Below are 27,000 nucleotides of genomic sequence, written 5' to 3'. Positions count from 1 at the left end.
CGCCCGCCGCCGTGCCCCCGGCCGTGCCCCCCACCCCCCCCCCCCCCGGCCCCGGGCGGCCCCCGGCCGCCCGGGGGCCGCCGGGGCCCGCGGGCGGGGGGCCCTGCGGCGGACCGCCCACCCGCCCCCCCCCCCAGGACCGGTCCTGACGGCCGGCGGGCTGATGACCAGTCCCGCGGGCACCGTGCATCCCGAACAGCGCGTGGTCGACGCGGCGCGCATCATGGAACGCCGCCACATCGACCGGCTGCCCGTGGTGGACGAGGAGGACCGTCTCATCGGCATCACCACACGCCGCGACCTGCTGCGCGTCTTCCTGCGCACCGACGAGGAGATCCACGAAGCCGTGGTCGGTGTTGTGTACCCCCACGGTCCCGCACACGACGCCGGCAGGCTTCACATCGATGTCCGGGACGGGATCGTCACCATCGAGGGCGTCGCCGGACCGGAGATCGACACCACGGCCCTGGTCCGGGCCGCCTGGCGGGTCGACGGCGTCGTCGGCGTGGTCAACCGGCTGACGGCCGACAGGCGAGACGACTCTCCCGGGCCGCGCATGCCCCCTTCTGTTTGAAGATGCCCGGGAGGCGGACGCAGGGGTACGGGGCCGTTCGCTGCGCAGCCGGTCGAGCGGCACTGCACGCGTACCGCGCCCGCCGTTCGGGTGCGCGATCTGGCGGCGGGCCTGCTGTGCCGTACGCAGGCAGAGCAGCGACGGCTCCGTCCGTGCCGCGGGTCGGGTGAAGCCGCGCCAGGGTGCTGCGGGGGCCTGTCGAGGCATTCAATGCTGCCCGGTGCGGACGGTGGGATCATGCCGGCTGCCGGCCGTTGTTCCAGCTCCAGTCGGCGACCTCGGACAGGTCGGTGCGGCGTTCGCGGATGAAGGCGTGGTGGCGGATGCGGGCGTCGGCCATGACCTGGCGCACGCCCACGGCTCGTACGGCGAGGCCGGGAACGCGGTCGATCACGTCCGTGACGAGGCGGTAGCGGTCGAGGTCGTTGCGCACGACCATGTCGAAGGGCGTCGTGGTGGTGCCCACCTCCTTGTAGCCGCGTACGTGCAGGTTCGGGTGGCCGGTGCGGCGGTAGGCGAGACGGTGCACGAGCCAGGGGTAGCCGTGGTAGGCGAAGAGCACCGGCTTGTCCCGGGTGAACAGGGCGTCGTATTCCGGGTCGGTCATGCCGTGCGGGTCTTCCTCGTGAGGCATGAGCCGGGTCATGTCGACGACGTTCACCACGCGTACGACGAGCTGAGGGAGATGGTGCCGCAGGAGGCCGGCCGCCGCGAGGATCTCCTGGATGGGGACGTCGCCGGCGCAGGCCAGGACGACGTCCGGGTCGCGGGTCCCGTCCTCGGTACCTGCCCATTCCCACACGCCGGCGCCGCGGGCGCAGTGGGCGCGGGCGTCGTCGAGGGAGAGCCAGTCGAAGCAGGGCTGTTTGCCGGCGACGATCACCTTGACCTGGTCGCGGCTGCGCAGCGCGTGGTCGGCGGCGGTCAGCAGGGTGTTGGCGTCCGGCGGCAGGTAGACGCGGACGACCTCGGGGCTCTTGTTGAGGACGTGGTCGACGAATCCGGGGTCCTGGTGGGAGAAGCCGTTGTGGTCCTGGCGTCACACGTGTGACGTGAGCAGGTAGTTGAGTGAGGCGACAGGTGCGCGCCAGTGCAGGGGGCGGGAGGTCTTGAGCCACTTGATGTGCTGGTTGACCATGGAGTCGACGATGTGGACGAAGGCTTCGTAGCAGGAGAACAACCCGTGCCGGCCGGTCAGGAGGTAACCCTCCAGCCAGCCCTGGCAGGTGTGCTCGGAGAGGATCTCCATGGCCCGGCCGTGCCGGTCGAGGTGCTCGTCGGTGGCCAGGAGCGGTTCCTGCCAGGCCTTGCCGCTCGCTCCGTACACGGCCCGGAGACGGTTGGAGGCGGTCTCGTCGGGGCCGACGAGGCGGAAGTCGCGGCGGTTGGCGGTGGATGCCATGACGTTGTCCAGCTAGTCCCGTACTTCGCGGGTCGTTGATTCGTATGGTGTGACCGGTCCGGGGGTGTCCTGGGCCGGTGGTGTGGCGTTGGGTGGGGTGTGTCGATGACTTCCCGGTCCCCGCGGCCACGGTCTGTCCGTCAGCGTCTTGATGTTGTGGTGACGTCCGTGGTGGAGAAGCGTCTGGGTGCTCTGCCTGTCGCTGCCGAGTTTCTGCGCCGGCTGGATGTCGCCGGAATCGTCGACGAGGTGTGTCCTGGCGGCGCGAGTGCGCTGGTGACGCACGGGCAGGTGATCGAGGCGCTGGTGGCCAACCGGCTGACGTCGCCCGCGCCTCTGGTGCGGGTGGAGGACTGGGCCCGGTGCTGGGCGGTGGAGGAGGTCTTCGGGATCGAGCCCGGTCTGCTCAACGATGACCGTCTGGCCCGGGCGCTGGATGCGATCGCTCCGCATCTGGAGCACATCGCGGGCACGGTCGGGGCGCGGGCGATCGGTGAGTTCGGGATCGATGTGGCCCGGATGCACTGGGACATGACCAGCATGTCCGTGCACGGGGCCTTCCCGGCCCAGGATCAGGACGAGGACTACCCGCTGATCGGCTATGGGCATCCCAAGGACCGGCGCTTCGATCTGAAGCAGGTCCAGGCCGGACTCGCGGTGTCGGCCGACGGCGGTATTCCGCTCCATGCCCGGGTCTTCGGCGGTGGTGCGGCCGAGGTCAGCCAGGTCGTCGGCGCGATGAAAGACCTGCGGGCCATGGCCGGCGAGCGCGGCTTCCTGATGGTCGCCGACTCCAAGCTGGTGTCCTACTCCAACGTCGCTGCCCTGCTTCAGGCGGGAGTGGAGTTCATCGCCCCAGCCCCGGCCGCGCAGGTCAAGGACGAGGTCTACGCGGCGCTCGACCTGCGGCAGGCCGTCGTCGTGGACTGGGTGCCCGACCGGGACGCGGACAAGCCGCCTGAGAAGCGGGAGACCTACCGGGTCCTTCAGGACACCCATGTCCTGACCGGCCCCCGCAAGAGCGATCCGCCCCTCACCGTGCGCCGGATCCTGGTCCATTCCACCGCGAACGCCGCAGGTCAGCAGGCGGCCCGGGTAAAACGCCTGACCAAGGTGGCCAAAGAGCTCGACAAACTCACCGCTGCGGCCGGCGGACGTCACTACAAGACCCGGGAGAAGATCGTCGCCCGGATCGGTGTCATCGCCGCCAAGCGCCGTGTCACCTCCTGCCTGCGCTGGACCGTCACCGACAACGAGGACGGCACCCCGGCCCTGGCCTGGCACTTCGACACCGACGTGCTGAAGGCCGAAGCCGCTGTCGACGGCTGGTACGCACTGCTGACGTCCGTCCCCGCCGACCAGGCGGACGCCGGGCAGGCCCTGATCCACTACAAGGGCCAAGGCGCGGTCGAACGCCGCTACCACGACTTCAAGGGCCCGCTCGCGGTCGCGCCGGTCTTCGTGCAGCACAACCGGCGCGTTGCCGCCCTGATCCAGGTCATCTGCCTGGCCCTGCTCGTCTTCTGCCTGATCGAGCGGCAGGTCAGACGGGCGCTGGGCCCCGAACAGACCATGACCGGCCTCTACCCCGACAACCGCCGCGTCCGTCCCACCGGCCGCATGATCTTCTACCACCTCGGCGAACTCACCCTGCGGATCGGCAACGTCACCGCCCCGCCCACCGTCCAGATCACCCGCGGTGTCCAACTCCACCTCCTCGACCTACTCGACACCGACATCGGACAAACCCGCTGGCCCCAGATGTGACGGAGCGCCTCAAACAGCCCGTGAGCGGGAGAGCTGTCGCTGATGGAGGCAGGTGCACCGCCCGACACTGGGCGCGGGCAGACTACGCACATGAAGCTCCCCGCCGAAGCCGTGGCCGCCGCTGCGCTGCTCGAGGTCGTAAGGATCTCCGAACTCCCGACAAAGCGGGGCACCCCATATCCCGGCAGTGTGGGCGCCCACTGGATCGGGAGCGAGGCCGTCAGCGCTCTGGCCTTGATCGAAAGCTTGCCCGGCAGCGAGCAGCACCGCTGCGGCTTCTCGCCGGGCTGGAGTGTCCGGGCGTACGCGGACACTCTCGACCTGGTGCTGTTCGAGGCGGCGTTCTGCTTCAGCTGCCATGAGGTCCGTATGCATGGAACCGCCGTGCCCCCCGCACTCGCCACGCAGTTCTTCGACGCGGGCGCCCCGCAGGCGCACGCCCTCCTGGCGCTCTTCCGCGAGGCAGCCCCGTAACCGGCCGACCCCCGAACCGACCGCTCCAGTTCGGCCACAACGGCCGACTGGAGCGGTCGGCCACAACAGACCTGAAACGGTGACCCGCGAAGTCCGGGGCTAGTTCTCCGAGCACCCCGGTCGGCTCGTGGCGGGCCTCGCCGGGCTTGTCCACCGGGACGGCGAAGTCTTCGAGCCGAGGCAGGGGCAGGTCCCGCAGGAGCAGGCCGCCGTTGGCGCGTCGAGCGCACCGAGCTCCTCGCCGGTCAGCGGTACGCCTTGAGAGCGCTCGTCCTCGCGCAAGCTTCCTCCGTCGTGTGTGGTCGCGGGCGGCAAGCGGGCGCCGGGCCGTCGTGGTCGAAAGGTACGACGTCCCGCGTCACGGGAACGCGAACCGCCTCAGGACCGCCCGAGGGCACGCACCCCTCGTGATCCCATGGGTCCCGGGCCCCGTGGTCGTAAGTGCACCCGCCGTCCATGACGCTGACACGGCGAAAGCGTCGCGGTAAGGGCCGGACGGGTCACTTCAGTAGCCTCCTCGCGCTGCCCCGGCTGACCACGGCCAGGTGCCTGTCCTGCACTTGTCCCCGGCTCCGTTCCCTGACCCGGCCCTGGACCGAACGGCCCTTCGTGGATGCCCGTACGTCCCGGATGGATGGGAGGGGAGAGGGACTGGTCGCCCCGCGGCGACGGCCCCGTCGGCTCTGCCGGGAACGGTCGGCACCGGACAGGCTGAGAGCGATCAAGGAGGAGTTCCCATGAGCGGTCTCAAGACCACCCAGGCAATCGACGTACAGGTCCGCAGCCGGGGACAAGTGCCCCGAGGCGCGGCCACCTACGCACGGGAGAAGGTGCTCACGGCCCTCGACCACGTGAGCGAGCCGGTGCTGGCCGCCCAGGTGAAGCTCACCCAGACGGTCCATTGCTCGGCGGCTCGCCCCGCCATCGCCCAGGCCGTGATCGATGTGAGCGGCCGGCCGGTACGTGCCCACGTGGCCGCGAGCACCATGTTCGAAGCGGTCGACCTGCTGCAGGAGCGTCTGACCGTGCGGTTGGCCCGGGCACGGCGGTACGGGCCACGCGGGCTCCCCGGCACCGTCCAGGAGGCGTGGTGGGACAGCGCGGGCCACGAGCACCGTCCGCACCGTCAGCACCTGTCGGCCGAGGAGCGCCGCGTCGAGCGGTACAAGTCGTTCAGCCAGACCCGGCAGACGCCCGAGGACGCCGTGATCGACCTGGAGGCCATGGACTACGACTTCTGGGTCTTCACGGACCTGACCTCCGGGTACGACAGCGTGGTCTACCGCGACGTCCGCACCGGCCGCCACCGCCTGGCATCGCTGGGGCCCGTGGGCCAGGAGCGCGAGACCGAGGGGCTGCTGAGCGTGAGCACGGTCCCCGTGCCCGTGAGCACGGTGCCCGAGGCCGTTCAGCGGCTGAACCTCACCGGACTGCCGTTCGTCTTCTTCGCCGATACGGCCACCGGTCGGGGCAGCGTGCTCTACCACCGCTACGACGGCCATTACGGGTTGATCACCCCGGCCCGGTAGTCACCCTCTCGCCGGAGCACCCCGCTTCCGGCCCGTCCCGGCTTCCCCTTGTCGGCCGCTGTGAGCAGCCGGCCTGTTTGCCGCAGACAAGTGCCGCGCCCTGGTGGAGGGGCCCGGCCTTCGCCTGATCCGCGGCCACTTCCCCCACGGAAACATCCCCTTACACGGAGAACTCCATGTCACAAGGTACCGTTATCGCCGCTGTGGACGGCTCGGTCGAGTCGCAGGCTGCCGCGCAGTGGGGTGCCCGAGAGGCGCTGCTACGGGGTCTTCCCCTGCATCTCGTCCATGTCTGGCAGGACTGGTCACCGGGATTCACCCACGCCCCGCTCACGGGTGCGGACACCGCGCCCGGCGATACGACCATCACCCGGCACTGGGCCGAGCATGTCCCGCATGACGTGGCCGAGCGGGTGCGAGAGGGGCATCCCGGTGTGCACGTCAGCGTCGAGCAGGTCTTCGGCCGTCCCGTCGAGGTGCTGCTCGACGCGGCGAAGAAGGCGGAGGTCCTGGTTCTGGGCTCGCGAGGTCTGGGCGCCCTGGGTGGCATTCTGGCCGGATCGGTGTCGTTGTCCGTCATCGCGCACGCCGAGCGCCCAGTCGTCGTCGTGCGGGCCGGCGAGCGGGCCGAGGACGAGAAGCAGCCCGGGGACGGCCCGATCGGCCGGGTGCGGTACCTCGATGTGGTACTGGGGCTCGACCTCACCCGGCCGTGCGACGAGCTGATCGAGTTCGCCTTCTCCGCCGCCGCCGCACGCGGGGCCGCCCTGAGGGTCGTCCACGGGTGGGACGTACCGATCGTCTTCGGACACGATCCCGAAGCCGTCGATCCCGGACACGGCGTCGCGATGGGACTGCGTGAAGCAAGCGTGCTCACCGACGTGCTGCGGCCGTGGCGGGGCAAGTTCCCGGAGGTCGACGTCAAGGAGCAGTGCGTGGTGGGCGGGGCGGCTGACCACCTGGTGGACGCCTCGAAGGACGCCTCACTGCTGGTCGTGGGACGGCGTGTACGCCGCTCGGCGATCGGCCCGCACATCGGCCCGGTCACGCACGCGGTGCTCCACCGTGCTGCGGCGCCTGTGGCGGTGGTGCAGCACCTCTGACCGTCGCTCGCGGTGGCATGACCTCGCTGGAGTCTGCCGGCCACACCGGGCCCGGTCGTTGCGAGGGTGCGGTACCGCGGCAGCCGAGGCCGAAGCGCTGGGGTGACGCTTCTGGCGTTGCCCCGGCCTTGCTCTGGGTTGCTCACCGGGGAAGGCTTCCCGCGCCAGTTGATCGATTCCCCTCGCGGCAGTTCCCAACGATGATGGCCGAGCACCACGAAGGCGGGGCCGGCACGGCCGAGCAGCGGCAAGCCGCCTGCGGTCCCATCAAGACGCTTACCGACGACATCGTCATCTCCCAGACCGCAGAGATCGCCCGGATGCGGACGATACCCAACGTGCCCTGCCCCGCAACAGGCACATGAGCGCCGGGCCCGCCGGGCCCCACCACGGCCGACCAAGTGCATGACAACGGCGACAGCCCCGATGCCGGGCGTGGCGTCGGGGCTGTCACCGCACCGGTCCTGCCGTCGGGCGTCGGGCGTCGGGCGTCGGGCGTCGGAACAAGTTCACCTGCCGTCATATGCCTTGGGCCCACGGCTGGGAAGGGTGGCGCTGGTGTGGACCCGCGGACTCACGGCGTCTTCCCGGAATGGGAGTCATGGCCGTACATGTGCGTGGCGGCTACCAGAGCGAGCATGCCGACCGCCATCATGATCAGTCCCACCAGGGGCCGGTCAGCGCCCTCCCATTGCCGGTCGACGGCGAACACGAGTATCGCGCCGAGCCCGATCGATGTGATGGCTCCGATGGCCAGCAGTCCGGGCATGGGGCCCACCTCCTTGAGCGGCTGATGGGCACCCTGCCCCTGCCGGATCACACTGTTGCCGAACAGCGGTGCGGGGCCCAGGGGCCTGATGGCCCGTCCGGCAGAGCTATGAGGCCCGTATCACGGCAGAGACAGTGGCGGGCCGGCGGCCCGAGTGCATCGGTCCGCCGGCCGAGGACATCAGAACCGGACTCAGCTCACGGCCGCACCGAGCGCCAGGAAGCCGGCGACCGCCACCGTGGTGCTCGGCATCACCTCCGGCGGACGGACCGCGCCCCGCCGCGTCGGCCGCTTCGAGATCGGGCTGCTGCACCGCAACCTGTCCCTGCTCACCCTGGTGTTCCTCGGCGTGCATGTGGTGACCGCGGTGCTCGATCCGTTCGTGCACCTGAGCCGGGCCGTTTCCGTCGTGCCGTACGGGGCGTCCTACCGGCCCCTCTGGCTCGGACTCGGCACGGCAGCCTTCGACCTGTTGATCGCCGTCCTGGTCACCAGCGCGGTGCGGCACCGGCTCGGCGTGCGCCGCTGGAAGGCCGTGCACTGGCTGGCCTACGCAGCCTGGCCGATCGCCCTGTTCCACAGCGCCGGGACCGGTACCGACACCCGGCTCCCCCTTCAGCTGTGGCTGTGCGCCGCCTGCCTCGCAGCGGTGGTCGCCGCCGTGTGGTGGCGGCTGGCGAAGTCCGGCCCGGGCATGTCGCCGGGCGTCTGACGGCCGCCGTGGCCGCGACCGCCGTACCCGGGGTGCTCACCGCGTTCCTCGCCACCGGGCCGCTCCAGCCGAGCCGGGCGCAGCGCGCCGCCGTGACACCGACGGCGCTGACCGGAGGCGGACGACGAACACGACGACAGACGCGACGCCGGACGTGACGCCGAACTCCTCGGCTCCTTCCCCGGCACACGACGTGCCCCGGCTCCTCTCCGGCTGGTATGCCACCGGTGTGCCGACCACCCTCGCCGATCATCTGCGGCGCTACGGCCCGCCGGCGCCCGGCACCGGTACGTCGCCGCTGTCCGTGGTGGAGGCCGTCGAGGCGGCCGGGCTCACCGGGGCGCGGCGGTGCCGGATTCCTTACCGCGCGCAAGCTGCGCGCGGCCGCGCAACGGGGCGGCCGGGCCGTGGTGGTTGTCAACGCGATGGAGGGCGAACCTGCGAGCCGCAAGGACGAGTTCCGCTCACCTTCGCACCCCATCTGGTCCTGGACGGCGCCGTGCTCGCCGCGACCGCGGTCGGCGCCGACACCGTCCATCTGTGCCTGCCCCGCACCCGCACCGCCCAGTTCGAGCAGCTGAGCGCGGCCCTGGACGAACGGCGACGCGACCGTCTCGACCCGGTGCGGCTGCGCCTCCGCGCCCTTCCGCACACCCATGTCTCCAGCGAGTCGACGTCCCTGGTGCGCTGGCTCAGTGGCGGCCCGGCACGCCCGCAGGGCAGCCCGCCCCGTACCCACGAACGCGGTGTCGCCCGCCGTCCCACGCTGGTGAGCAACACCGAGACCTTCGCCCACCTGGCCCTGATCGCCCGCTACGGGCCGGGCTGGTTCCGGCAGGCGGGAACGCCGGGCGAGCCCGGCACGCTGCTCGTCACCGTCTCCGGCGCGGTCACGGCGCCGGGCGTCCTGGAGACCACGTTCGGGACACCCCTCGACGTGATCATCGACCGCGCCGGAGGGCGCACGGAGTCCCTGCAGGCGCTCCTCCTTGGCGGGTTCGCCGGCACCTGGCTTCCCGCCGAGCACCTCCAGGTGCCCCTCGCCCGGCGTGAGCTGGCCCCGTTGGGCGCCGCACCCGGTGCGGGCGTGCTGATCGCTCTGTCCCGGGCGGCCTGCGGCCTGTCCGAGACGGCGCGCATGCTTGCGTACCTCGCCACCGACGGCGCCGGTCAGTGCGGCCCGTGCCGCTTCGGGCTGCCCGCCGTGGCGGAGGACTTTACCGCGCTGGCCGCCGGACGGGCCGACGCGGACCTGCTGCAACGGCTGCGCCGGCGCGTCGGGCTGCTGCCGGACCGGGGCGCCTGCCGCCACCCCGACGGCGCCGCCCGACTGGCCGCCTCCGCCCTGCAGGCCTTCGCCGACGACATCGACCCCCACCTCGTCCAGGGCGCCTGCGCCGCGGCCCACCGGCCGCCGCGGATCCCCGTACCGCCCGCCGTACCCCCGGAGACCTGGCGATGACTCCCGCGCGCCCCGCCAAGACCCTGCGTATCAACCGCATCGCCTGCATCGGACAGGCCCTGTGGCGAACTGCTGCCCGAGCTGATCGACCTCGACGCATGGGGCTACCCCCCATCGTCAAGGACCGGTCCGTCCCCGACCATCTGCATCGCCACGCCCGCCGCGCCGCCGCGGCCTGCCCCCTGCTGGCGCTCCACCTCGACGCCGGCCGGACGTGACGGGCGCGCGCCGATCCCGGCCGTCCGGCCCGGCAGAAGGGCCGGACGGCCCCTGCCGCCGAGGTCACCGCCACGATGGGATGAAGGGACCGAGCCCCACGGTCACCGCACTGCACGGATCGAGGTGCGCCATGAACCCCACCGCAGCAGGTCCGCGCCGCATCACGACGGCGATCACCTCCCTGCGGCTCGAACCGGTCCTCCTGGCCGTCACAGCGGCCGCGCTGGCCGGCGGCGGCATCGCCTGGCTCGTCGGCGCGCGCGGCCTGTCGGACCTGTTGTGGGCTCTGGGAACCGTCGCCGCCGTCGTGCCCGCCGTGGTGTGGGTGCTCGCCGCGCTGCGCCGCGGACAGGCGGGCGTGGACCTGATAGCCGTACTCGCACTCGGCGGCACCCTGGCCGTGGGCGAGTACCTGGCCGGTGCCCTGATCGCCCTCATGCTCGCCACCGGCCGCACCCTCGAAGCCACGGCCCAGCGGCGCGCCTCGCACGACCTGCGCGCCCTGCTGGAGCACGCGCCACGCTCGGCACGCCGCCGCACGGACGCCGGGGTGGTCACGGTCCCGCTGGCCGAGGTCGCCGTCGGTGACCTGCTCGTCGTCGGCCCCGGTGAAGTCGTGCCCGTCGACGGTCGTGTGGAGAGCGCCGCCGCCGTCCTGGATGAGTCGGTACTCACCGGTGAGTCGCTCCAGGTCGAGCGGCCCCGGGGCGAAACGGTCCGCAGCGGCGTGGTCAACGCGGGCGGCGCCTTCGAACTGCGGACCACCGCCACCGAGCAGGACAGCACGTACGCGGGGATCGTACGCCTGGCCCGTCAGGCGGGGGCCGAGTCCGCGCCCGTGGTGCGGCTGGCCGACCGGTACGCGGCCTGGTTCCTGCCCCTGTCCCTCGCTGTTGCGGGACTGGCCTGGCTGATCAGCGGCTCCGCGGTACGCGCGGTCGCCGTCCTGGTCGTGGCCACGCCCTGTCCTCTGCTGCTGGCCGCCCCGGTCGCCATCGTCTCTGGTCTCTCCCGTGCCTCCCGCTTCGGCGTGGTCATCCGCGACGGCGGCGCGTTGGAGAACCTCGGCCGCGCCCGTACCCTCCTGCTCGACAAGACCGGCACCCTCACCCGCGGCCGCCCTCGCGTCCTCGACGTCACCGCGGCCCCCGGCATCACACCCGCGGAAGTCCTGCGTGTGGCGGCCTCGCTCGACCAGTACTCACCGCACGTCCTGGCCCAGGCCATCGTCGACACCGCCCGGGAACGCGATCTCGAACTCTCCGTCCCGACGAACGTCACCGAGGAGGCCGGCCGGGGTGCCGTCGGCAGCGTGGACGGGCACCGGGTCTCCATCGGCCGCCTCGGCCCCGACGACGCACGGCCTCCCTGGTCCAAGGCCGTCGACAACCGCGCGCTCCTCGACGGCGCGGCCGTGGCATGGCTCACCGTCGACGGACGGCTAGCAGGTGCGATCCTGCTGCGCGACCCGCTGCGGCACGACGCCCCGCGCACCCTGCGACACCTGCGGGCGGCGGGCATCCAGCGGCTCCTGATGCTCACCGGCGACCGGGCCGCACCAGCCCACGAGGTCGCCGCCGTCCTCGGCCTCGACGGCGTGCTCGCCGAGCTGAGCCCTGCCGGCAAGGTCGCCGCCGTACACGACGAGCGTGAACGCGCGGTCACCGTCATGGTCGGCGACGGCGTCAACGACGCCCCCGCCCTCGCCGCCGCCGACGTCGGCGTCGCCATGGGCGCCCGGGGCTCCACCGCCTCCTCGGAAGCCGCCGACATCGTGCTGACCTCAGACCGCGTCGACCGCCTCGCCGACGCCGTCACCATCGCCCAGCGCGCACGCCGCATCGCCGTGCAGAGCGCCTTGGGCGGCATGGTCATGTCGCTGGCGGCCATGGCCGCTGCCGCAGCCGGTCTGCTGCCGCCCGCCGCCGGCGCGCTGCTCCAGGAAGGCATCGACGTCGCAGTGATCCTCAACGCCCTGCGCGCCCTCCACGTCGACCAGGCCGCGCGTCCGGCCCTCACCCCCGCCGCCGAGTCCCTCATCCACCGCTTCGCGGCCGAACACGACGACCTGCGCGACGTCCTCGACTCCGTACGCGACGCCGCCGACCGCCTCTCCGACACCCCCGGCCCGACCGCCCTCACGGCAGTGGAGGAAACACACCGGCTGCTGACCGAACGGCTCCTGCCGCACGAGTACGCCGAAGAGCACCAGCTCTACCCGGCGCTGGCCCCCACCCTCGGGGGACCCGAGGCCACCGCAACCATGAGCCGCGCCCACACCGAGATCGAGCGCCTCTCCCACCGCGTCGCCACCCACCTGCAGCTAGCCCACGCCGGCGGCGGTCTGGCCCCCGAACAACTCGATGACCTGCGCTCCTGCCTCTACGGCCTGAACACCGTCCTGCGCCTGCACTTCACCCAGGAAGAGGAGAACTACTTCTCCCTCGCACCGTGAAACGACAGCGGCACCGCCACTGGGCGTCCGCTCACACACCCGCGCCCGGCCGAAGGGCGGCCCGTCGAGGCGGCGCCCACCCGGAAACCGCAGCGATCAGCTGCACGCAGGCCGCCCCGGAGCGAACGCCCACGGGGACGAACAGTGATGACTGAGGCATGTCAGTCCGTCGCCAGCGGCGACCGCCCCAAGAGCACGACCCCGATCACCGCCACCGCCGCCCCCGCCATCTGCACCGCCAGGGCCCACACCGTGACGGCGAGCTGCTCATCGAAGACAGCCACGCCGATGGCCACGGCGCAGATCGGCTCCAGGGTGTCGATGATCGGCAGGCTGACGGCCAAGGAACCCGCCTGGAAGGCACTTTGCGAGAGCACCAGAGCCGTCACTCCCACGGCCATCAGCGCATACAGTTCCCAGTGGAAGAGCGCCCCGAAGCCGTCTGTCCGCACCCGGTCGGCCGTGCTCCTGGTCAGGGCGTCGAGAAGAGCCAGCATCGCGGCCGCGCAGACTGCGTACGAGGCCGTCCGTACCGTACCCGGCCGGCTCGCTCCCACCGCGGCCAACGACACGACCACCCCGATAACAACCACGAGCACCAGCGCCCACTCGCGTACGGCCGGGACCGACGTGCCCGAGGGCGAGGGCGGAAGCGCCACGAGGAACACCGCCACTCCCCCCGCCGTGCAGACGATTCCGGTCACCTCGGAACGACTCAACCGTTCCCCGCGCCGCAGGGCCAGCAACGGCAGGGCGAAGACGAGATCCGTCGCCGCAAGCGGCAGCACCAGTACCAACGGCCCGAAAGCCAGCGCCAGAGCCAGGAAAGCGAACGAGGAGATGGACAGCACCGTCCCCACCAACCACATCGGCCGACGCACCAGGTCGAACAGGAGCCTCAGGCGCAGGGCCTTCTGCGGGGGCGCTCGTCGTGCCGCCTCGTGCTGGAGCACCGACCCGAGCCCGAAACACAGGGCGGCCATCAGGGCGCTCGACACCGCCACCAGAATGTTCACGAGCCCGGCATCCTGGCCGCCTGGTCACTCATGAGCGACGACAGCGACTGGTACGGCGCAGTGGTGGATCACCGCATGGGTGACGGGCCCGACGTGCGCGCCCAGGGTTCCCCTGCGCACACGCCGGCCCACGACCACGAGTTCCGCGTTCTCCGCCGCCTGCAACAACAGTTGCGCGGGGCCGCCCACGCACGATCGCTCCACGAGGTCCACCGAGGGGAACATCAGCCGCCAGGGCCGCAGATCCGCCGCAAGGCGACGCGCGATGTCGGGCCCCATCTCCCGCTCAGCCGCCACAAGGGCCGAGGCATCGCGGACCACGGGCGGAATCGACCATCCGTACAGCGCGAGCAAGCGGGCGTCCCGGCTGGCGGCCTCCTGGAATCCGAAATCAAGCAGCGGGTCAAAAAACTGATCGATGTCCACCCCCACGACCACGTCGCGCGAGGAACGGGCCACGGCGGAGCGGGCGGGAACGGTGGATCGTCCCGGCACCCGTACAAGCACGACGGGACACTCAGTGGCGCCGATCGCCGCCATACCGACCGAGCCGAGGAGGAAGCCTCTGAGGCCGCTCAGGCCGCGCGAACCGAGTACCAGTAGCACTGCCTCCGCACCCGCACCGGCCAGTGCGGCCGCAGGCGGTCCGGCCAGCTGCCGCGTGTCGATCTGAAGAACGGGATGCAGCCGTCGCACGGACTCCGCGGCCTCGGCCAGCAGTTCATCGGCCCGACGGCACCGCGCGTCAGGACCGACGCCCTGCGAGGTCGCCGCTCCCGCCCACTCGTCCGCGTACACGATGAGCAGGGGCGCGCCGCGGAGTTCCGATTCGTGTGCGGCCCATTCCGCGGCTGCGATGCTCTCGGACGACCCGTCCACACCGACGATCACCGGGAGGGACATGCGATGCCCTCCCCTGGGAGAGACAGCAGGTCGTAACCAGTATCTCAAACCACTCCGGTCCAGCGCAGCGGAACGAAAATCGAACCGCTCTCGTGCCCGCCCAGTCCGGGGTCTCGGTGCCGGAGCCCTCGGCTGGGCCCGGGTGATGCGGGCGCTGCGGTCCCGACGGCAGCCGTGGCCCACTCCGCAGGCCCGTGACGGTCTCGCGGCGCTGCTGCGGGACGCGGGTTTCCGCGTACGTTCTGACGAGCGACGCGGGTTCACGATGCGCCTCGACATGCCGGAGGCGGCGGCACTGCTCGTCGACGGCCCGTACCTGCCCGGCCTCACCCCGCGCCGTGCTTGGACGGCCAAGCGGAGTCTGGCGTCCTGGGTCGCCCCGGGCGGTTTGGGGAGCTGCCGCTGCGTCGTGTCGTGGCCGAACCCGGTCCGGGTTCTGGAAGGTGACTGTGGTGTCCGCCCACCGGTGGCCGGAAGGGCCGGGGGATGCCTCGTACCTGGCGTCGTCCGGTAAGCACCGGTGGTCCGCGACGTGCTCGGCGGATGCGTTGTCCAGCGGTGTGCGCGTGGGAAAGGTACCCTCCGGCTGTGTCCGCGGTGGATGCCCGCCGTGGGCCGAGCCGGCGCGTCCACGTCGAGGACAGCGGTGGCCGGGGCTGGTGCTGGGACGAGGTGAGCGATGAGCATGTGGTGGAAGCGGAGGCGGTCGGCCGAGCGCAGGATGAACTGCATGCGGGTGGCCCGGGTCCTGCAGGCATACCTGGACGGGGAGACCGACGAGGTCACGGCCCACCGCGTAGCGGTGCACCTGGAGGACTGCCGCCGCTGCGGGCTGAAGGCCGAAACCTACCGGGACATCAAGAGCGCCCTCTCCTGTGGGGCGGAACCGGAGGCCGGTGCGGTCGGGCGGCTGCGCGCCTTCGCCGAGGGGCTGTTGGGGGACGAGGGGGAAGACGACGGAAAGCGCGAGCGGCCCCCCGGCAGGTGACCCACCGCCGGTCGGGCACCGGGACCGCCCCGAGTTCCCGTGCGGTATGGCCCGCCGGCCGGGGGAGACGGACGCCCGGCCTACGCTCCCGTGCCGTGCGGGCACTCGCCCGGCCGTTCCCCCGACGATGCGGGGCGAGCGGAGAGTTTCTCGGGTTCCGCCGGGTGGCTCACCGGCCGTGGTCGAGGTCCGCGAGCGCGTCCTGCACACCGCGGTGGAAGGTCGGGTAGGCGTAGATCATGTGCCGCAGTGCGGTGACGGGCATCCTGCCCTGGATGGCGACCGCGAGCCCGTACAGCACCTCGCCGCCGGCCGGGCCCGCCGCCGTGGCACCGACCAGGACGCCGCCGTCGGCGTCCTCGACCAGTTTGATCAGCCCGTCGTTGCCCGCCTTGTGGATCCAGCCGCGGGCGGACGACGGCACCCGGGCGAGTCCGGTGCGTACCCGCAGCCCGCATTCTCGTGCCCTCGCCTCGGTCAGGCCGACCGAGGCGATCTCCGGGTCGGTGAAGGTGACGTGGGGCAGGGCCCGGTAGTCGGCGGCGGGTCCGTCCTCGCCGAGGATGTCCCGTACCGCGATCTCGGCCTGGTACATGGCCACGTGGGTGAAGGCGCCGCGGCCGGTCACGTCGCCGACCGCCCACAGGCCGTCGGCCGCGCGCAGATACCCGTCGGTCTCCAGGGCTCGGGCGTGCGGGTCGAGGCCGACGGTGTCCAGGCCGAGCCCGCTGAGGTCCGCGTGCCGCCCGGTGGCCACGAGCAGCCGCTGGGCGGTGAGTTCGGCGCCGCCGTCGAGGGCGGTGGTGAACGCGTCGTGGTCGTGCCGGACGGCCGTGACACGGGCTCCGGTGCGCACGTCGAGTCCCTCGGAGCGCAGCACGTCGGCGATCAGTCCGCCGCTCTCCGGCTCCTCCATCGGCAGCAGGCGTCCCAGTGCCTCGACGACGGTGACGCGGGTGCCGAAGCGGGCGAAGACCTGGGCCAGCTCCAGGCCGATCGCCCCGCCGCCCAGGACGATCAGGGTCGCGGGCGGATCCTTCGTGGCCACGGCGTCGCGGTTGGTCCAGTACGGCACGTCCTTCAGCCCCGGCACGGGTGGGACGGCGGGGCGGGTGCCCGTGGCGACGACGATGCCGCGGCGCGCCCGGTAGGTCTCACCGTCCACCTCCACCTGCCGGGGCCCGGTGAGCCTGCCCCGGCCGCGTACGAAGTGGCCGCCCCTGGAAGTGAACCGGTCCACGGCCACCTGGTCGTTCCAGTCGTCGGTCGCCTCGTCGCGGATCCGGGCGGCGACCGGCCCCCAGTCCGGGGTGACATCGGCGTACCCGGCCAGCCCCGCAACGCGACGTGCCTCGGCCAGCAGGTTGCCGGCCCGGATCATCATCTTGCTGGGTACGCAACCCCAGTACGGGCATTCGCCGCCGACGAGTTCGGCCTCCACGCCGGTGACGTGCAGCCCGGCCTCGGCCAGCCGCCCGGCGATGTGTTCGCCTCCGGGGCCCATGCCGATTACCAGGACGTCGGTGTGCTGTGACATCGGTCCTCCACGGGTTCTCTTACCGGCCCACGCGGTGGCGCGCGGGTATGCGCGGTGGGTGGCCTCGTCGGCCGGTTCAGGCTCCGCCGGGGCCGGTGGAGCCTTCGGAGGGTTCGCCCGGTGCCGTGGTGAGCAGGGCGGTGCCGAAGGCGCGCAGACGGTTCATGGCGGTCTCGTCCGGTTGCTCGTGGCGGGCCAGCGAGTTCTTGATCTCCCGGTAGACGGTCATCTCCAGGCCGCAGCGGCGGCAGTCCTCCACGTGGGCGGCCACCCGCCGCGCGGTGGTCTCTTCGGTCTCGCCGTCCAGGCATGCCTGGAGCACGCGGGCCACCTGCATGCAGTTCATCCGGCGGTGTCGCGTTCCGCCCCGGTGCCCGATCACATCGCGCTCCATTTCCGTTTCGGTGCGAGTCCGGCCGCCGCCAGCTGGGTCCTGATCCGCTTGCGGGCCCGGTGCAGACGGCTCATCACGGTCCCCTCAGGCACGTCCAGTACCCGAGCGGCCTCCGCGTAGCTCAGTCCGCCGATGTCCACGAGACGTACAACCTGCCGGTGCTTGTCCGGCAGCGCGGCCAGAGCGGTGGCGACCGCCTCGTCGAAGCCCTGCCCGACGATCACCTCCTCCGGGGAGGCCGCCGTGTCGCGGGCGGTCAGCCGCTCCAGGTCGGCGTCCGGGTCGTCCAGCAGGTGCGGCCTGCGGCGGCGGTGCCGGTTGATCTCGGCGCGGCGCATGATGGTCAGCAGCCAGGCCCGGGGATGCTCTCCGTCGAACCGGTCGACCGCCCGGTAGGCGCGCAGCAGGGTGTCCTGCACCAGGTCCTCGGCGTCGGCGGGCTGAGCGGTCAGGGTCATCGCCACCCGCAGCAGGACCTCCACCTCGGGCAGCACGTAGTGCGCGAACGCCGTGTCCCGCGTTCCCTGCGACGGTGCCACTGTGTCTCCCACGGACTGGAAACCCTCCGGACGGACCGGAGCATTCCATGGATTGTCCGGTGCCGTGGTGTCGCCTCGCGGCCGCTGGGGTGCCGGTGACCGTGTTGTCATCGACGGAACAGCTCCGCGATCCGGCCCAGTACCGAGGGCCTGGGCGAGGTGCCGTCGGAAGCGGCGGGAGCGCCGGGGGCTTGCGGCACGCGCTGGACCCGCACACCGTGCCAGAACGCGATGCGGCCTCGGATGCGTTCCGCGGCGGCGTACGGGTCGGCATAGCACCAGGCGGCGTCCCTGTTCTCCCGGCCGTCCACGCGGAGGGTGAAGTACCGCGCCTGCCCCTTCCACGGACAGATGCTCGTGGTGTCGCTGGGGACGAGGTACTCCCGGCGCACGCCATCGGGCGGGAAGTAGCGGTGGCCGTCCACCTTGACGGTGTCGCCGCTCTCGGCGATCAGCACTCCGTTGAAAGTGGCCCGGTAGAGCATCGTGCACCTCCTGGTCAGTTCGCGCGGGGCGGCGGGCGCCCCTTTCCTTGCGGAAGGGGAACCCTGCCCGCGCTTGCGGCCTTCCACCGAGCCGGGCCACGTCAGCAGCAGCCGCCTGTGTCGGCCGTCGCCTCCGCGGGCCGGCCAGTCGGGGCGCAGGAGAAGAGGCCGAAATGGGTGGTCTTGTCGCCGGTGATGGTGAAGTGGGGCGTGTAGCGGGTGGCGCTCAGCATGTCGGCGGTGTTGCCGCACACGAGCATCGGCTTGCCGGTGTGGAAGCGGTGGTGGTCGTCGAGGTCGAAGGCGTGCGGGTGCTCGGTGATGGTGCCGTGGTAGACGGCGACCTGGCCGTAGTCCTCGCAGCGGTCCTCCAGCGGGAGCTTGAAGGCGCGGACGGTGCGGGAGGTGAAGGTGGCGAAGCCGATCTTCCGCTCGATGTCCGGGTCGCTGATCGTCACCGGTGAGGTGGCGACGGTGCGGGCGTCCGGGCATCCGGTGTGTTCCAGGATGCGGCGGAAGTCCTCGGTGTACAGGGCGCCGGCGAGGCACTCTCCGACGAGGACGGGATCGTCGAGGAGGGCGGCGGGCAGGCGGTGGTCGGCGAAGATGTCGGAGAAGTACAGCTCACCGCCGGGCCGCAGGACCCTGAAGATCTCGGAGAGGACGCGCGGCTTGTCCGGCGAGAGGTTCACCACGCAGTTGGAGACCACGACGTCCACGGAGGCGTCCGGGATGCCGGCCGCGGCCAGGTCTTCGATGTAGCCGTGACGGAAGTCGGTGTTCGCGTGGCCGAACCGTTCGGCGTGCCAGTCCTGGTGGCGGCGGGCGACGGCGAGCTGTTCCTCGGTCATGTCGACGCCGATCACCCGGCCGGCGGGACCCACCAGTTGGGACAGCACGTAGGCGTCGCGTCCGCTGCCGCAGCCGAGATCGAGCACGGTGGCCCCCTCAAGCGCGGGTGGGATGGGCGAACCGCAGCCGTAGAAGCGCTCCATGACCTCGTCGTGCACTTCGCCGAGAGCCGCGGCGATGTGCGGCGGCGGTGCCGCGTCCGTGCAGCAGGCCGAGGTCTTCAGATCCGCGGAGGACGCGAGGACCTTGCCGTAGTAGTCCTTGACCGATTCCGCCACGGTCGAGTCCGTCTCCTGCCGCTCGGGGGATACGTCGATCGTCGCCATGTCTCTCCTCTGATGCGTGATGCCGGACGCCTCGGCGGCTCTTCGCCGCCGCGACGGGAACCCGTTGTGCGTCGGCTGTCATTCCGACTCCGCTGTGTCTGATTCGGACGGCTCTCCAGTCGGCCGGCGGCCACCCTGCGGTGGGCGACTGCCAGGTGCACCTGGGCATGGAGGCAGCGAGCGGCACCCACGGGGGTGTCACCGGCCGTCGGCAGCCGCGCTGGTCTCCCCGTTGCGGGAGCGGATCAGCCGGGCAGCCCACCCACCGCCCACGCTCAGCACGACCAGAGCACCGAGCGCGCCCCACAGCCCCGGCGATGCGGGATCACCCAGGGAACCGCCGAGCCCGGTGTAGACGACGGTGCCGGGGATGATGCCCAGGGCCGTGGCGGTCACGTAGGAGGAGAAGCGGACCCCGGCCACTCCCGCCCCGTAGTTGATCACTGAGAAGGGGAACAGCGGCACCAGCCGCAGGAGCAGGACGGCTGCGAATCCGCGGCGTGTCAGGTAGGCGTCCAGCCGGGCCAGTCGCCCCGAGCCGGCGTGACGGGCCACCACCGGACGCCCCAGCCAGCGGGCAAGGCCGAACGACAAGGCCGCACCCGCCGTCGCTCCCACGAGTACCGCACCGACCCCGAGTGGCAGCCCGAACAGAGCCCCCGCCGACGCGGTGAGCACCGAACCGGGCAGCAATGCCGTCACCGCCAGGGCGTAGCAGACGGCGAACGCGACCGGCCCCCACAGGCCGAGCGAGTCGACATCCTGGCGCACCTCCCGCAACAGGTCCGCCCCTCCCAGCGCCACCCAGGAGCCGAGCGCCACCAACAGGACCACCAGGAGTGCCAGTCGTGTCCACGCCGCGCGCGCCGACCGCGACGCCGGCCTGTCCGGGGCCGCCGCATCTGGCTGCGGAGGCTCGGTTGCGGATGAGGAGGCTGGCGGACGGTTCATATCGGCTCCTGTGACGGTGTTTCGGTGGGAAGTTCGGCCACCACGCGGCGCAGCGGCAGCTCAAGGCGTCGCCCCGGGGCCGCCCACCGTGTCAGGGAGCACTTGGCGGCCTCGGCGCGTCGAGGTGCCAGTCCGGGCAGGTACAGGGCGTCGGGCAGCAGGGCCGCGGCGTCGGCCGAGTCGATGGCGAGGGTGAAGACGCGTCGCTCGTCGGAACGGACGCGGAACCCCGCATCGCGCAGCAGGGCGGCCAGCCCGTCGCGGGCCTGCGGGTTGGGCCACGGCTGGCGTACGGCGCGCAGGGCGGCCATCACCCGGAGCCATCCGAGCATGCCGGACGGGGAGAGTCCGGTTTGGGAGGGCACCAGCGCCGCGAGCGTCCCGCCCGGGCGCAGTACGCGCCGGATCTCCCCGAGCACCTGCGGCAAGGGGGTGACGACCGGCAGGCACATGGCCGCACAGACGGCCGCGACGCTCGCTGAGGCGGTCGGCAGCGCGTCCGCGCCGGCCCGTACCAGCGGTCCGCGGCCCTGGCGTGCCGCTTCGGCGAGTTCTGCGGCCGAGAGGTCGGCCCCGATCCAGTCGGCGTCGGGCAGCTCGGCACGGGTGGGTGCCGAACCGCAGGCCAGGTCGAGGACCGTGCCCTCGATGCCGTGGAGCGGTTCGGCCAGCCAGGCGTACGGGGAGGTGTCGGCCAGGGTGAAGAGCTGTTCGGTGATGCCGGGATGTGCGTGGTGGTAGGCGGCGATGAAACGTCGCCAGTCCTGTTCGTCCATCCGCTCCTCGTCTCTGTCGCGGCCTGCCGGCCGCTCGGCCCTGTGCTCGCCGCCGGGAACCCTGCCGGGCGGGCTCCGCATTCCGCCTCGGACACGCCGGTTCGGGCTGGATGATTCCGGCCGGCCCGCCGGGCGGGAATCGTGTGGCCGAGAAGGGAAGGCCACGGGCGCGTCACCGGGTTCCCCTCGCGTCCCACTGCTGCGCACCGACCGGAGAGAGCCCACACGATGAGTACGTACGACCTGGTCGTCATCGGCGGCGGCAGCGCCGGCCTGACCGCGGCCCGCACCGCCGGGCGCTTCGGCGCCCGGGTGCTGCTCGTCGAGCGGGACCGGCTGGGCGGGGACTGCCTGTGGACGGGGTGCGTACCGAGCAAGGCGCTTGTGCATGTGGCCGCTGACGTCCAGGCGGCCCGCCGCGCCGCGGCCTACGGTCTCCCGCCGGTGGCCGGACGCGCCGACCTGGCGGCTGCCATGGGGGAGGTGAAGCGGGCGATCGGCGCGATCGAGCCGCACGACTCGGCCGAGGCACTCGCCCCGTACGGCGTCGACGTGACACGCGGCGCGGCAACCTTCACCGGCCCGAGAACCCTGACCACGGGCGGCCGGGAGATCTCCTTCCGGTACGCGTTGATCGCGACCGGCTCCTCGCCTGCCCTGGCGCCGGTCCCCGGCCTGGCCGAGGCCGAGCCGCTGACCAGCGACACCGTCTGGGAGCTGACCGAACTCCCGCAGCGCCTCGTGGTGCTGGGCGGTGGACCCATCGGCTGCGAGCTGGGCCAGGCGTTCGCCCGGCTCGGCTCGCAGGTCACCCTCGTGGAGGCGATGGACTGCCTGGTGCCCCGAGAAGAACCGGGGGCCTCGCAGGTGCTGCGGGAGCGGCTGGAGGCCGAGGGCGTCACCGTGCTGACCGGCTACCGCGCCGAGAGAGTCGATGCCGGCGCCGTCCACGGACCCGGTGGCCCCCTCCCGTACGACACGCTGCTGGCCGTCACGGACCGCCACGCCAACACCGAGGGACTCGGCCTGGAGGCGGCCGGTGTGGAGCTGACCGAGACCGGTCACGTCCGGACCGACGGCCGGCTACGCACCGCCAACCACCGGATCTACGCCGCCGGCGATGTCACCGGCCGTTCGGCCTTCACCCACCTGGGCGGCACGCAGGGCGCAGCAGCCGTCACCGACGCGCTCCTCGGGGTGCGCCGCCCCATTGACCACCGCGCGGTGCCCTGGGTGACGTACACCGATCCCGAGATCGCCCGCGTCGGCCTCACCACCGACGAGGCGCGCGAGAGGTACGGCGACACCGCGCGCGTCCACACGCTGGAGAACGACCGGGTCGACCGAGCGGTCGCCGACGGCCGCACCGAGGGCTTCACCACCCTGGTCCTGGGCCCGCGCGGAAAGATCGTCGGAGCGACGGTCGTGTCACCGAGGGCAGGGGAGACCATCGCCCATCTGGCAGCAGCGGTACGTCTGGGCTGGATGCCCTCCGACTACGCCCGCACCGTGCACCCCTACCCCACCTACGCCGACGGGCCCTGGCACGCGGCACTGGCCGACGTCCACACCCGTCTGGCCCGGGGCAGCGGCGCCATCCGCGCCCTGCTCGGCCTGCGCAGGAGGCTGAGCCGATGATCCTCCGTATCGGCCTGGGTGTCGTACTCGCGGCGATGGCACTGGGCCAGCTCGCCTCGTTCGACGCGATGCCCGGCATCCTCAGCACCTACGGCGTGACGGCCGGCGCGGTCTCGACCGCCCTGACGGTGGCACTGATCGGCGCGGAGGCCGGCACGGCCGTCTGGTTCCTCGCCCGGCCCCGCTCCCGCGCCGTCGCACCCGTCTGGCTGTACACCGCCGTCGCAGTGGTGTGGGCGGCCCTCGCCGCCCAGGCGTTCGCCCGCGGACTCGTCCTCGACAACTGCGGCTGCTTCGGCACGTACGCCGCTCAGCCCCTGCGCTGGTACGTCCTGGTCGAAGACGCCCTGATGCTGCTCTACGCCTGGCTGTTGTGGCGCCCTGTGCCCCGACGACCGCGCAGGAGCCGTACCACCGTGCCCACCGCCGGGGCCTTCGAGGTGCCCCGGACACAGCAGGAGAACCACTGATGCGGATCATCGCCACGCTGCGAGCTCTCGAGCGCGTCACCCGCCCCTACGACCCCGAGTTCGCCGCGGCCATGGAACGCCGATGGGCGGAACTGCCCGAGGCGGCGAGGACCCCCGGCCAGATCCTCGGTCGGCACGGTGTCGGCTGCGAGGGCACCCACGGCGTCTTCCCCAAGTGCAACCTCAAATGCACGCCCTGCTACCACTCCCGGGACGCGAACCAGGTACGCGTCGACGGCCCCCACACCCACGAACAGGTCACGGCCCAGATGGAGCTGCTCCGCAAGCTGCGGGGCCCGCGCGCCCACGCCCAGCTCATCGGCGGCGAGGTGAGCCTGCTCGCCCCGGACGACCACGCCGCCGCGCTCGCCATCATGCGGAACCACGGCCGGGAACCGATGAGCTTCACCCACGGCGACTTCGACTACGACTACCTCACCCGGCTCGCGCTCGGCCCTGACGGCACACGGCGCTTCGACCGGCTGTCCTTCGCCGCGCACTTCGACAAGTTCATGTACGGCCGACGCGGCATCGAACGCCCGCCGGACGAGAAGGCGCTGAACCCCTACCGGGCACGGTTCGCCGCCATGCTCGCCCGTCTGCGGTGCGAGCACGGAGTGCGGTTCTTCCTCGCCCACAACATGACCGTCACCCCGGGCAACCTCGACGAGGTCGCGAGCGTGATCCGCGACTGCCAGGCCATGGGCTACGGCATGTTCTCCTTCCAGCCCGCCGCCTTCCTCGGCGACGCGCGCCGCTGGAAGGAGAAGTTCCGCGAGGCGACCCCGGACGCGGTGTGGGCGGAGATCGAACGCGGCGCTGGAACCCGGCTGGACCACCGGGTCTTCGAGAACGGCGACGTGCGCTGCAACCGCACCGCCTACGGCTTCTACGTCGGCCGCCGCTGGTACCCGTTCCTCGACGGCGGCGACTCACGCGATCTCTCCGTGCGCGACGCGTTCTTCCGTTACTTCGGGAAGGTGACCTTCACCGGCACCCCGCCCGCCCTCCTTGCGGCCAGGGTCCTGCGGGTGGTGGCCCGCCACCCGTCCACCGTGGTGACGGCGCTGCGCTGGCTGGGCCGCACCATCCGCCGGGTCGGAGTGCTGCGGCTGGTCCGGCACCGGATGCGCGTGCGTCCGGTGACCTTCGTGATGCACCAGTTCATGGACGCCGATGTCGTCGCCCCGGCCTGGGAGCTGATGCGGCGCGGCGAGCAGGCCGAGGACCCCGGGCTGCGGGAGACCCAGGAGCGGCTGGCCGCCTGCCACTACGCCATGGCCCAACCGGAGAACGGCACCGTCGTCCCCGCCTGCGTGCAGCACGCCGTACTCGACCCGGCCGAGAACGCCGCGCTACGCACGCTGCTCCCGATCGTCGAGGTCCGCACCCCCGCCGGCAGCCCGTCCGGCACGTCACCGAAGGAGAAGTAGTCCATGCGCATCGGTGTGATCACCGGCTCCGGCAGCTACGACTGGCCCCACCTGGAGGGGGCGGCCGAGCGGACCGTCGTCACGGACCACGGCGTCGTCACCGTCACCGAAGGACACCTTCGGGGCACGGAGACCGTGCAGTTGTCCCGGCACGGGGCCGGTCATCACCGGCTCTCCAGTCAGGTCGACCACAAGGCGAACCTTTCCGCTCTGCTGGCCTGCAAGACGGAGGCCGTCGTGTCCTTCACCGTCTGCGGTTCCCTCGACCCGGCCGTCCGGCCAGGCTCCCTGGTGGTCTTCGACGATCTGTACTTCCCCGCCAACCGGCTGCCCGACGGCACCCCGTGCACCTGGTACGACACGCCCGGCGCGGCCGGCCGCGGGCACTGGATCTTCGACCGGCCCTTCAGCGAGCCGCTGCGCCGGGCGCTGATCTCCGCCGCCGAGCTGACCGGGGTGCCCGTCGTGCCGCAGGGCGTGTACGGGCACGTCGACGGCCCCCGGTTCAACTCGCGCCCCGAGGTGGCCGCCCTGGCCGCGGCCGGGGTGAGCGCCGTCAGTCAGACCGCGGGCCCGGAGATCGTCCTGGCCGGGGAGGCCGAACTGCCCATGGCCCTGGTCGGTTTCGTCACCGACTACGCCAACGGCGTCGCCCCCGAACCGGAACCGGTGCAGGCCCTGCTCGACCGCATGGAGGCGAGCAAGGACATCTTCGCGACACTGGCCGGACACGCGCTCCCTTCCCTGGACCGTACGACCGAGGCCGGCTTCGTCTACCGGTTCGACGCATGAGCACCCCCGGCCCGGCGGGCACTCCCGCCATCCTGATCATGGCCAAGGCGCCACGTCCCGGAATGGTCAAGACCCGGTTGCATCCGTTGCTGAGTCCTGTGCGCTGCGCGGCGCTCCAGGCCGAACTGATCCGCCACACCGTGGAACTGGCCACCTCCCACACCCCCAGCACCTACCTCGCCTACGCCCCGGGCGAAGGCGAGGACGCCATCGGCACGGCAGTGCCCGCCGGTGTCCGCTTGCTGATCCAGCGCGGCGGACACTTCGGAGAGCGCCTGGCCGCGGCCGTGACCGACGCCTTCGCCGACGGCGCGGGACCCCTGTTGGTCGTCGGCACCGACGCACCGACCCTCACCAGCAGCCATCTGACCGCCGCCTTCACCACCCTGGAGAGCCATGACGTGGCACTGGGCCCCGCACTGGACGGCGGCTACTACCTGATCGGCCTGCGCGCTCCCCACACCTCCCTCTTCGCCCTCGGCCCGGAAGTCTGGAGCACCGACCGGGTGCTGACCGACACCCGCGCCCTCGCCCGTGACGGCGGGCTGAGCATGGGGACGCTCCGTCCACTGCGGGACCTGGACACCCCCGCGGACGCGGCGGCGCTTCTGACGGATCCGGTGCTGCCGCCACGTATCGCCGCTCTGCTCCGGCCAGAGGAGTCGTCATGCCCCTGACCCCGCCCCGCGTCTCGATCATCGTCCCGGTCCTGAACGAGGAAGCCGCCATCCACAGTGCGGTGAGCCGCCTGTGCCGGGACTTCCCCGACTGCGAGCTGATCGTCGTCGACGGCGGATCCACCGACGCCACCGCCGAACTCGCGGCCCTCCACGCCACCGTGGTGACCAGCAAGCGTGGCCGGGCCAGACAGATGAACGAGGGCGCCCGTCACGCCACCGGCGATATCCTCTGGTTCGTCCACGCCGACGCCGCCGTCGACCCGGCCGCGCTCGGCCAGATCCGCGCCTGCCTCGCCGACCCCCGGGTGGTGGGCGGCGGTCTCACCATCCGTTTCGACCGGAGGACCTTGGCGCTGGCGTATCTCGCGTGGACGTCGAACGCCCGAGCCCGCCGACTGCACCATGTCTTCGGCGACCAGGCCATGTTCGTCCGCCGCACCGCCTTCGACAGGCTGGGCGGCTTCCCCGACCTGGCCATCATGGAGGACCTGGAGATGTCCCGGCGCCTGCATCGCCATGGCCGGCTGTGCCTGCTGCCCGCGACCTCGACGGCCTCCTCACGCCGCCTCGTCGCGCACGGCACATGGCGCATGATCGCCTTCATGCAGTACCTGAAACTGCTGTACTTCGCCGGCGTCGATCCGGAGGCCATCCGCACCCGCTACACCGCGGGCCCCCGCCTGTTCGGCCGCAGACGCGCGGCAGCGGCGCGCACCACCTGCACCTGAGCCACCCGTTTCCCTTCAGGCCCCTC

General features: G+C 72.1%; 28 protein-coding genes and 1 pseudogene. 18 read left to right on the top strand and 11 right to left on the bottom strand.

Annotated elements, in window-relative coordinates; translation table 11 throughout:
* Positions 1-163: 163 nt before the first annotated feature.
* Entirely contained in the window at positions 164-574 is a 411-nt protein-coding gene (locus ACFW2Y_RS10770; RefSeq protein ID WP_384876357.1) for a CBS domain-containing protein, read from the top strand.
* Positions 575-809: 235 nt separating this feature from the next.
* Here ACFW2Y_RS10770 and ACFW2Y_RS10765 read toward each other — a convergent pair.
* Positions 810-1,988: pseudogene (locus ACFW2Y_RS10765) on the bottom strand (phosphoketolase); the annotation flags it as partial.
* Positions 1,989-2,144: 156 nt separating this feature from the next.
* Here ACFW2Y_RS10765 and ACFW2Y_RS10760 point away from each other — a divergent pair.
* The 5 genes from ACFW2Y_RS10760 (at position 2,145) to ACFW2Y_RS10740 (ending at position 7,214) form a co-directional block, all read left to right on the top strand.
* Complete coding sequence (locus tag ACFW2Y_RS10760) at positions 2,145-3,743, top strand: IS1634 family transposase (protein WP_384876355.1); 1,599 nt, start codon at positions 2,145-2,147, stop codon at positions 3,741-3,743.
* Positions 3,744-3,833: 90 nt separating this feature from the next.
* Complete coding sequence (locus ACFW2Y_RS10755; protein WP_384876353.1) at positions 3,834-4,217, top strand: hypothetical protein; 384 nt, start codon at positions 3,834-3,836, stop codon at positions 4,215-4,217.
* Positions 4,218-4,954: 737 nt separating this feature from the next.
* Positions 4,955-5,746 (top strand): HPF/RaiA family ribosome-associated protein, encoded by a 792-nt coding sequence (locus ACFW2Y_RS10750; RefSeq protein ID WP_384876351.1) that lies wholly within the window; start codon positions 4,955-4,957, stop codon positions 5,744-5,746.
* Positions 5,747-5,922: 176 nt separating this feature from the next.
* Positions 5,923-6,849, top strand: coding sequence for a universal stress protein (locus ACFW2Y_RS10745; protein ID WP_384876349.1), 927 nt, complete (start codon positions 5,923-5,925; stop codon positions 6,847-6,849).
* A gap of 17 nt (positions 6,850-6,866) precedes the next feature.
* Positions 6,867-7,214, top strand: a complete 348-nt coding sequence (locus tag ACFW2Y_RS10740) for a DUF305 domain-containing protein (RefSeq protein ID WP_384876347.1) — start codon at positions 6,867-6,869, stop codon at positions 7,212-7,214.
* A 209-nt stretch (positions 7,215-7,423) separates the two neighbouring features.
* Here the strand turns inward: ACFW2Y_RS10740 and ACFW2Y_RS10735 are convergent, their stop codons facing one another.
* Positions 7,424-7,618: a hypothetical protein gene (locus ACFW2Y_RS10735; protein ID WP_384876345.1), complete on the bottom strand. Its 195-nt coding sequence runs from the start codon at positions 7,616-7,618 to the stop codon at positions 7,424-7,426.
* A 241-nt stretch (positions 7,619-7,859) separates the two neighbouring features.
* Here ACFW2Y_RS10735 and ACFW2Y_RS10730 point away from each other — a divergent pair, with 241 nt between their 5' ends.
* The 5 genes from ACFW2Y_RS10730 (at position 7,860) to ACFW2Y_RS10710 (ending at position 12,466) form a co-directional block, all read left to right on the top strand.
* Positions 7,860-8,330 carry a ferric reductase-like transmembrane domain-containing protein gene (locus tag ACFW2Y_RS10730; RefSeq protein ID WP_384876343.1) on the top strand — a complete coding sequence of 157 codons (471 nt, stop codon included), beginning with the start codon at positions 7,860-7,862 and terminating at the stop codon, positions 8,328-8,330.
* A 218-nt stretch (positions 8,331-8,548) separates the two neighbouring features.
* The gene (locus tag ACFW2Y_RS10725; RefSeq protein WP_384876341.1) at positions 8,549-8,911 is read left to right on the top strand and encodes a hypothetical protein; all 363 of its coding nucleotides are present in this window, start codon (positions 8,549-8,551) and stop codon (positions 8,909-8,911) included.
* Positions 8,830-9,792 carry an NADH-ubiquinone oxidoreductase-F iron-sulfur binding region domain-containing protein gene (locus tag ACFW2Y_RS10720; protein WP_384876339.1) on the top strand — a complete coding sequence of 321 codons (963 nt, stop codon included), beginning with the start codon at positions 8,830-8,832 and terminating at the stop codon, positions 9,790-9,792. The genes ACFW2Y_RS10725 and ACFW2Y_RS10720 overlap by 82 nt, the downstream gene beginning before the upstream one ends.
* Before the next feature lie 98 nt (positions 9,793-9,890).
* Positions 9,891-10,010, top strand: coding sequence for a ferredoxin (locus tag ACFW2Y_RS10715; RefSeq protein WP_384876337.1), 120 nt, complete (start codon positions 9,891-9,893; stop codon positions 10,008-10,010).
* A gap of 131 nt (positions 10,011-10,141) precedes the next feature.
* A complete protein-coding gene (locus ACFW2Y_RS10710) occupies positions 10,142-12,466 on the top strand; it encodes a heavy metal translocating P-type ATPase (RefSeq protein ID WP_384876335.1) in 2,325 nt (774 codons plus the stop codon).
* 161 nt (positions 12,467-12,627) lie between these two features.
* On the opposite strand, the gene ACFW2Y_RS10705 is transcribed toward ACFW2Y_RS10710, so the two are convergent.
* Both ACFW2Y_RS10705 and ACFW2Y_RS10700 read right to left on the bottom strand, forming a co-directional pair.
* Complete coding sequence (locus tag ACFW2Y_RS10705) at positions 12,628-13,482, bottom strand: DMT family transporter (RefSeq protein ID WP_384876333.1); 855 nt, start codon at positions 13,480-13,482, stop codon at positions 12,628-12,630.
* Positions 13,483-13,506: 24 nt separating this feature from the next.
* Positions 13,507-14,385, bottom strand: a complete 879-nt coding sequence (locus ACFW2Y_RS10700; RefSeq protein WP_384876331.1) for a universal stress protein — start codon at positions 14,383-14,385, stop codon at positions 13,507-13,509.
* Between the two features lie 679 nt (positions 14,386-15,064).
* Between ACFW2Y_RS10700 and ACFW2Y_RS10695 the strand changes: the two genes are divergently transcribed.
* Positions 15,065-15,373 carry an anti-sigma factor family protein gene (locus tag ACFW2Y_RS10695; protein ID WP_384876329.1) on the top strand — a complete coding sequence of 103 codons (309 nt, stop codon included), beginning with the start codon at positions 15,065-15,067 and terminating at the stop codon, positions 15,371-15,373.
* 169 nt (positions 15,374-15,542) lie between these two features.
* On the opposite strand, the gene ACFW2Y_RS10690 is transcribed toward ACFW2Y_RS10695, so the two are convergent.
* The 7 genes from ACFW2Y_RS10690 to ACFW2Y_RS10660 form a co-directional block, all read right to left on the bottom strand.
* Complete coding sequence (locus tag ACFW2Y_RS10690; protein WP_384876327.1) at positions 15,543-16,910, bottom strand: dihydrolipoyl dehydrogenase family protein; 1,368 nt, start codon at positions 16,908-16,910, stop codon at positions 15,543-15,545.
* 76 nt (positions 16,911-16,986) lie between these two features.
* The gene (locus ACFW2Y_RS10685) at positions 16,987-17,304 is read right to left on the bottom strand and encodes an anti-sigma factor family protein (RefSeq protein WP_384876325.1); all 318 of its coding nucleotides are present in this window, start codon (positions 17,302-17,304) and stop codon (positions 16,987-16,989) included.
* Positions 17,289-17,855, bottom strand: coding sequence for an RNA polymerase sigma factor (locus ACFW2Y_RS10680; RefSeq protein ID WP_384876324.1), 567 nt, complete (start codon positions 17,853-17,855; stop codon positions 17,289-17,291). The genes ACFW2Y_RS10685 and ACFW2Y_RS10680 overlap by 16 nt, the downstream gene beginning before the upstream one ends.
* A 95-nt stretch (positions 17,856-17,950) precedes the next feature.
* Positions 17,951-18,328: a DUF427 domain-containing protein gene (locus ACFW2Y_RS10675; protein ID WP_384876322.1), complete on the bottom strand. Its 378-nt coding sequence runs from the start codon at positions 18,326-18,328 to the stop codon at positions 17,951-17,953.
* 101 nt (positions 18,329-18,429) lie between these two features.
* Complete coding sequence (locus ACFW2Y_RS10670; RefSeq protein ID WP_384876321.1) at positions 18,430-19,506, bottom strand: methyltransferase domain-containing protein; 1,077 nt, start codon at positions 19,504-19,506, stop codon at positions 18,430-18,432.
* 198 nt (positions 19,507-19,704) lie between these two features.
* A complete protein-coding gene (locus tag ACFW2Y_RS10665) occupies positions 19,705-20,340 on the bottom strand; it encodes a TVP38/TMEM64 family protein (RefSeq protein ID WP_384876319.1) in 636 nt (211 codons plus the stop codon).
* A 113-nt stretch (positions 20,341-20,453) separates the two neighbouring features.
* Positions 20,454-21,233, bottom strand: coding sequence for a methyltransferase domain-containing protein (locus ACFW2Y_RS10660; RefSeq protein WP_384876317.1), 780 nt, complete (start codon positions 21,231-21,233; stop codon positions 20,454-20,456).
* A gap of 228 nt (positions 21,234-21,461) precedes the next feature.
* On the opposite strand from ACFW2Y_RS10660, the gene ACFW2Y_RS10655 reads away from it, so the two are divergent.
* Genes ACFW2Y_RS10655 through ACFW2Y_RS10630 form a run of 6 tightly spaced genes read left to right on the top strand, consistent with a single transcriptional unit; the run spans position 21,462 to position 26,974 of the window.
* A complete protein-coding gene (locus ACFW2Y_RS10655; protein ID WP_384876315.1) occupies positions 21,462-22,871 on the top strand; it encodes a dihydrolipoyl dehydrogenase family protein in 1,410 nt (469 codons plus the stop codon).
* The gene (locus tag ACFW2Y_RS10650) at positions 22,868-23,341 is read left to right on the top strand and encodes a MauE/DoxX family redox-associated membrane protein (protein ID WP_384876313.1); all 474 of its coding nucleotides are present in this window, start codon (positions 22,868-22,870) and stop codon (positions 23,339-23,341) included. The genes ACFW2Y_RS10655 and ACFW2Y_RS10650 overlap by 4 nt, the downstream gene beginning before the upstream one ends.
* A complete protein-coding gene (locus ACFW2Y_RS10645; RefSeq protein ID WP_384876311.1) occupies positions 23,341-24,774 on the top strand; it encodes a radical SAM domain-containing protein in 1,434 nt (477 codons plus the stop codon). Before ACFW2Y_RS10650 ends, ACFW2Y_RS10645 begins: the two co-directional genes overlap by 1 nt.
* A 3-nt stretch (positions 24,775-24,777) precedes the next feature.
* Positions 24,778-25,566, top strand: coding sequence for an MTAP family purine nucleoside phosphorylase (locus ACFW2Y_RS10640; RefSeq protein ID WP_384876309.1), 789 nt, complete (start codon positions 24,778-24,780; stop codon positions 25,564-25,566).
* Entirely contained in the window at positions 25,563-26,243 is a 681-nt protein-coding gene (locus ACFW2Y_RS10635) for a TIGR04282 family arsenosugar biosynthesis glycosyltransferase (RefSeq protein ID WP_384876307.1), read from the top strand. Before ACFW2Y_RS10640 ends, ACFW2Y_RS10635 begins: the two co-directional genes overlap by 4 nt.
* On the top strand, positions 26,234-26,974 hold the full coding sequence (locus tag ACFW2Y_RS10630) for a TIGR04283 family arsenosugar biosynthesis glycosyltransferase (protein WP_384876305.1): 741 nt from the start codon (positions 26,234-26,236) through the stop codon (positions 26,972-26,974). The genes ACFW2Y_RS10635 and ACFW2Y_RS10630 overlap by 10 nt, the downstream gene beginning before the upstream one ends.
* Positions 26,975-27,000: the final 26 nt, after the last annotated feature.

It is taken from the genome of Streptomyces sp. NPDC058877, from assembly GCF_042742855.1.
GTDB lineage: Bacteria > Actinomycetota > Actinomycetes > Streptomycetales > Streptomycetaceae > Streptomyces.
The sequence above is the reverse complement of the archived record's forward strand: the minus strand, read 5'-3'. Positions and strand labels throughout refer to the sequence as shown.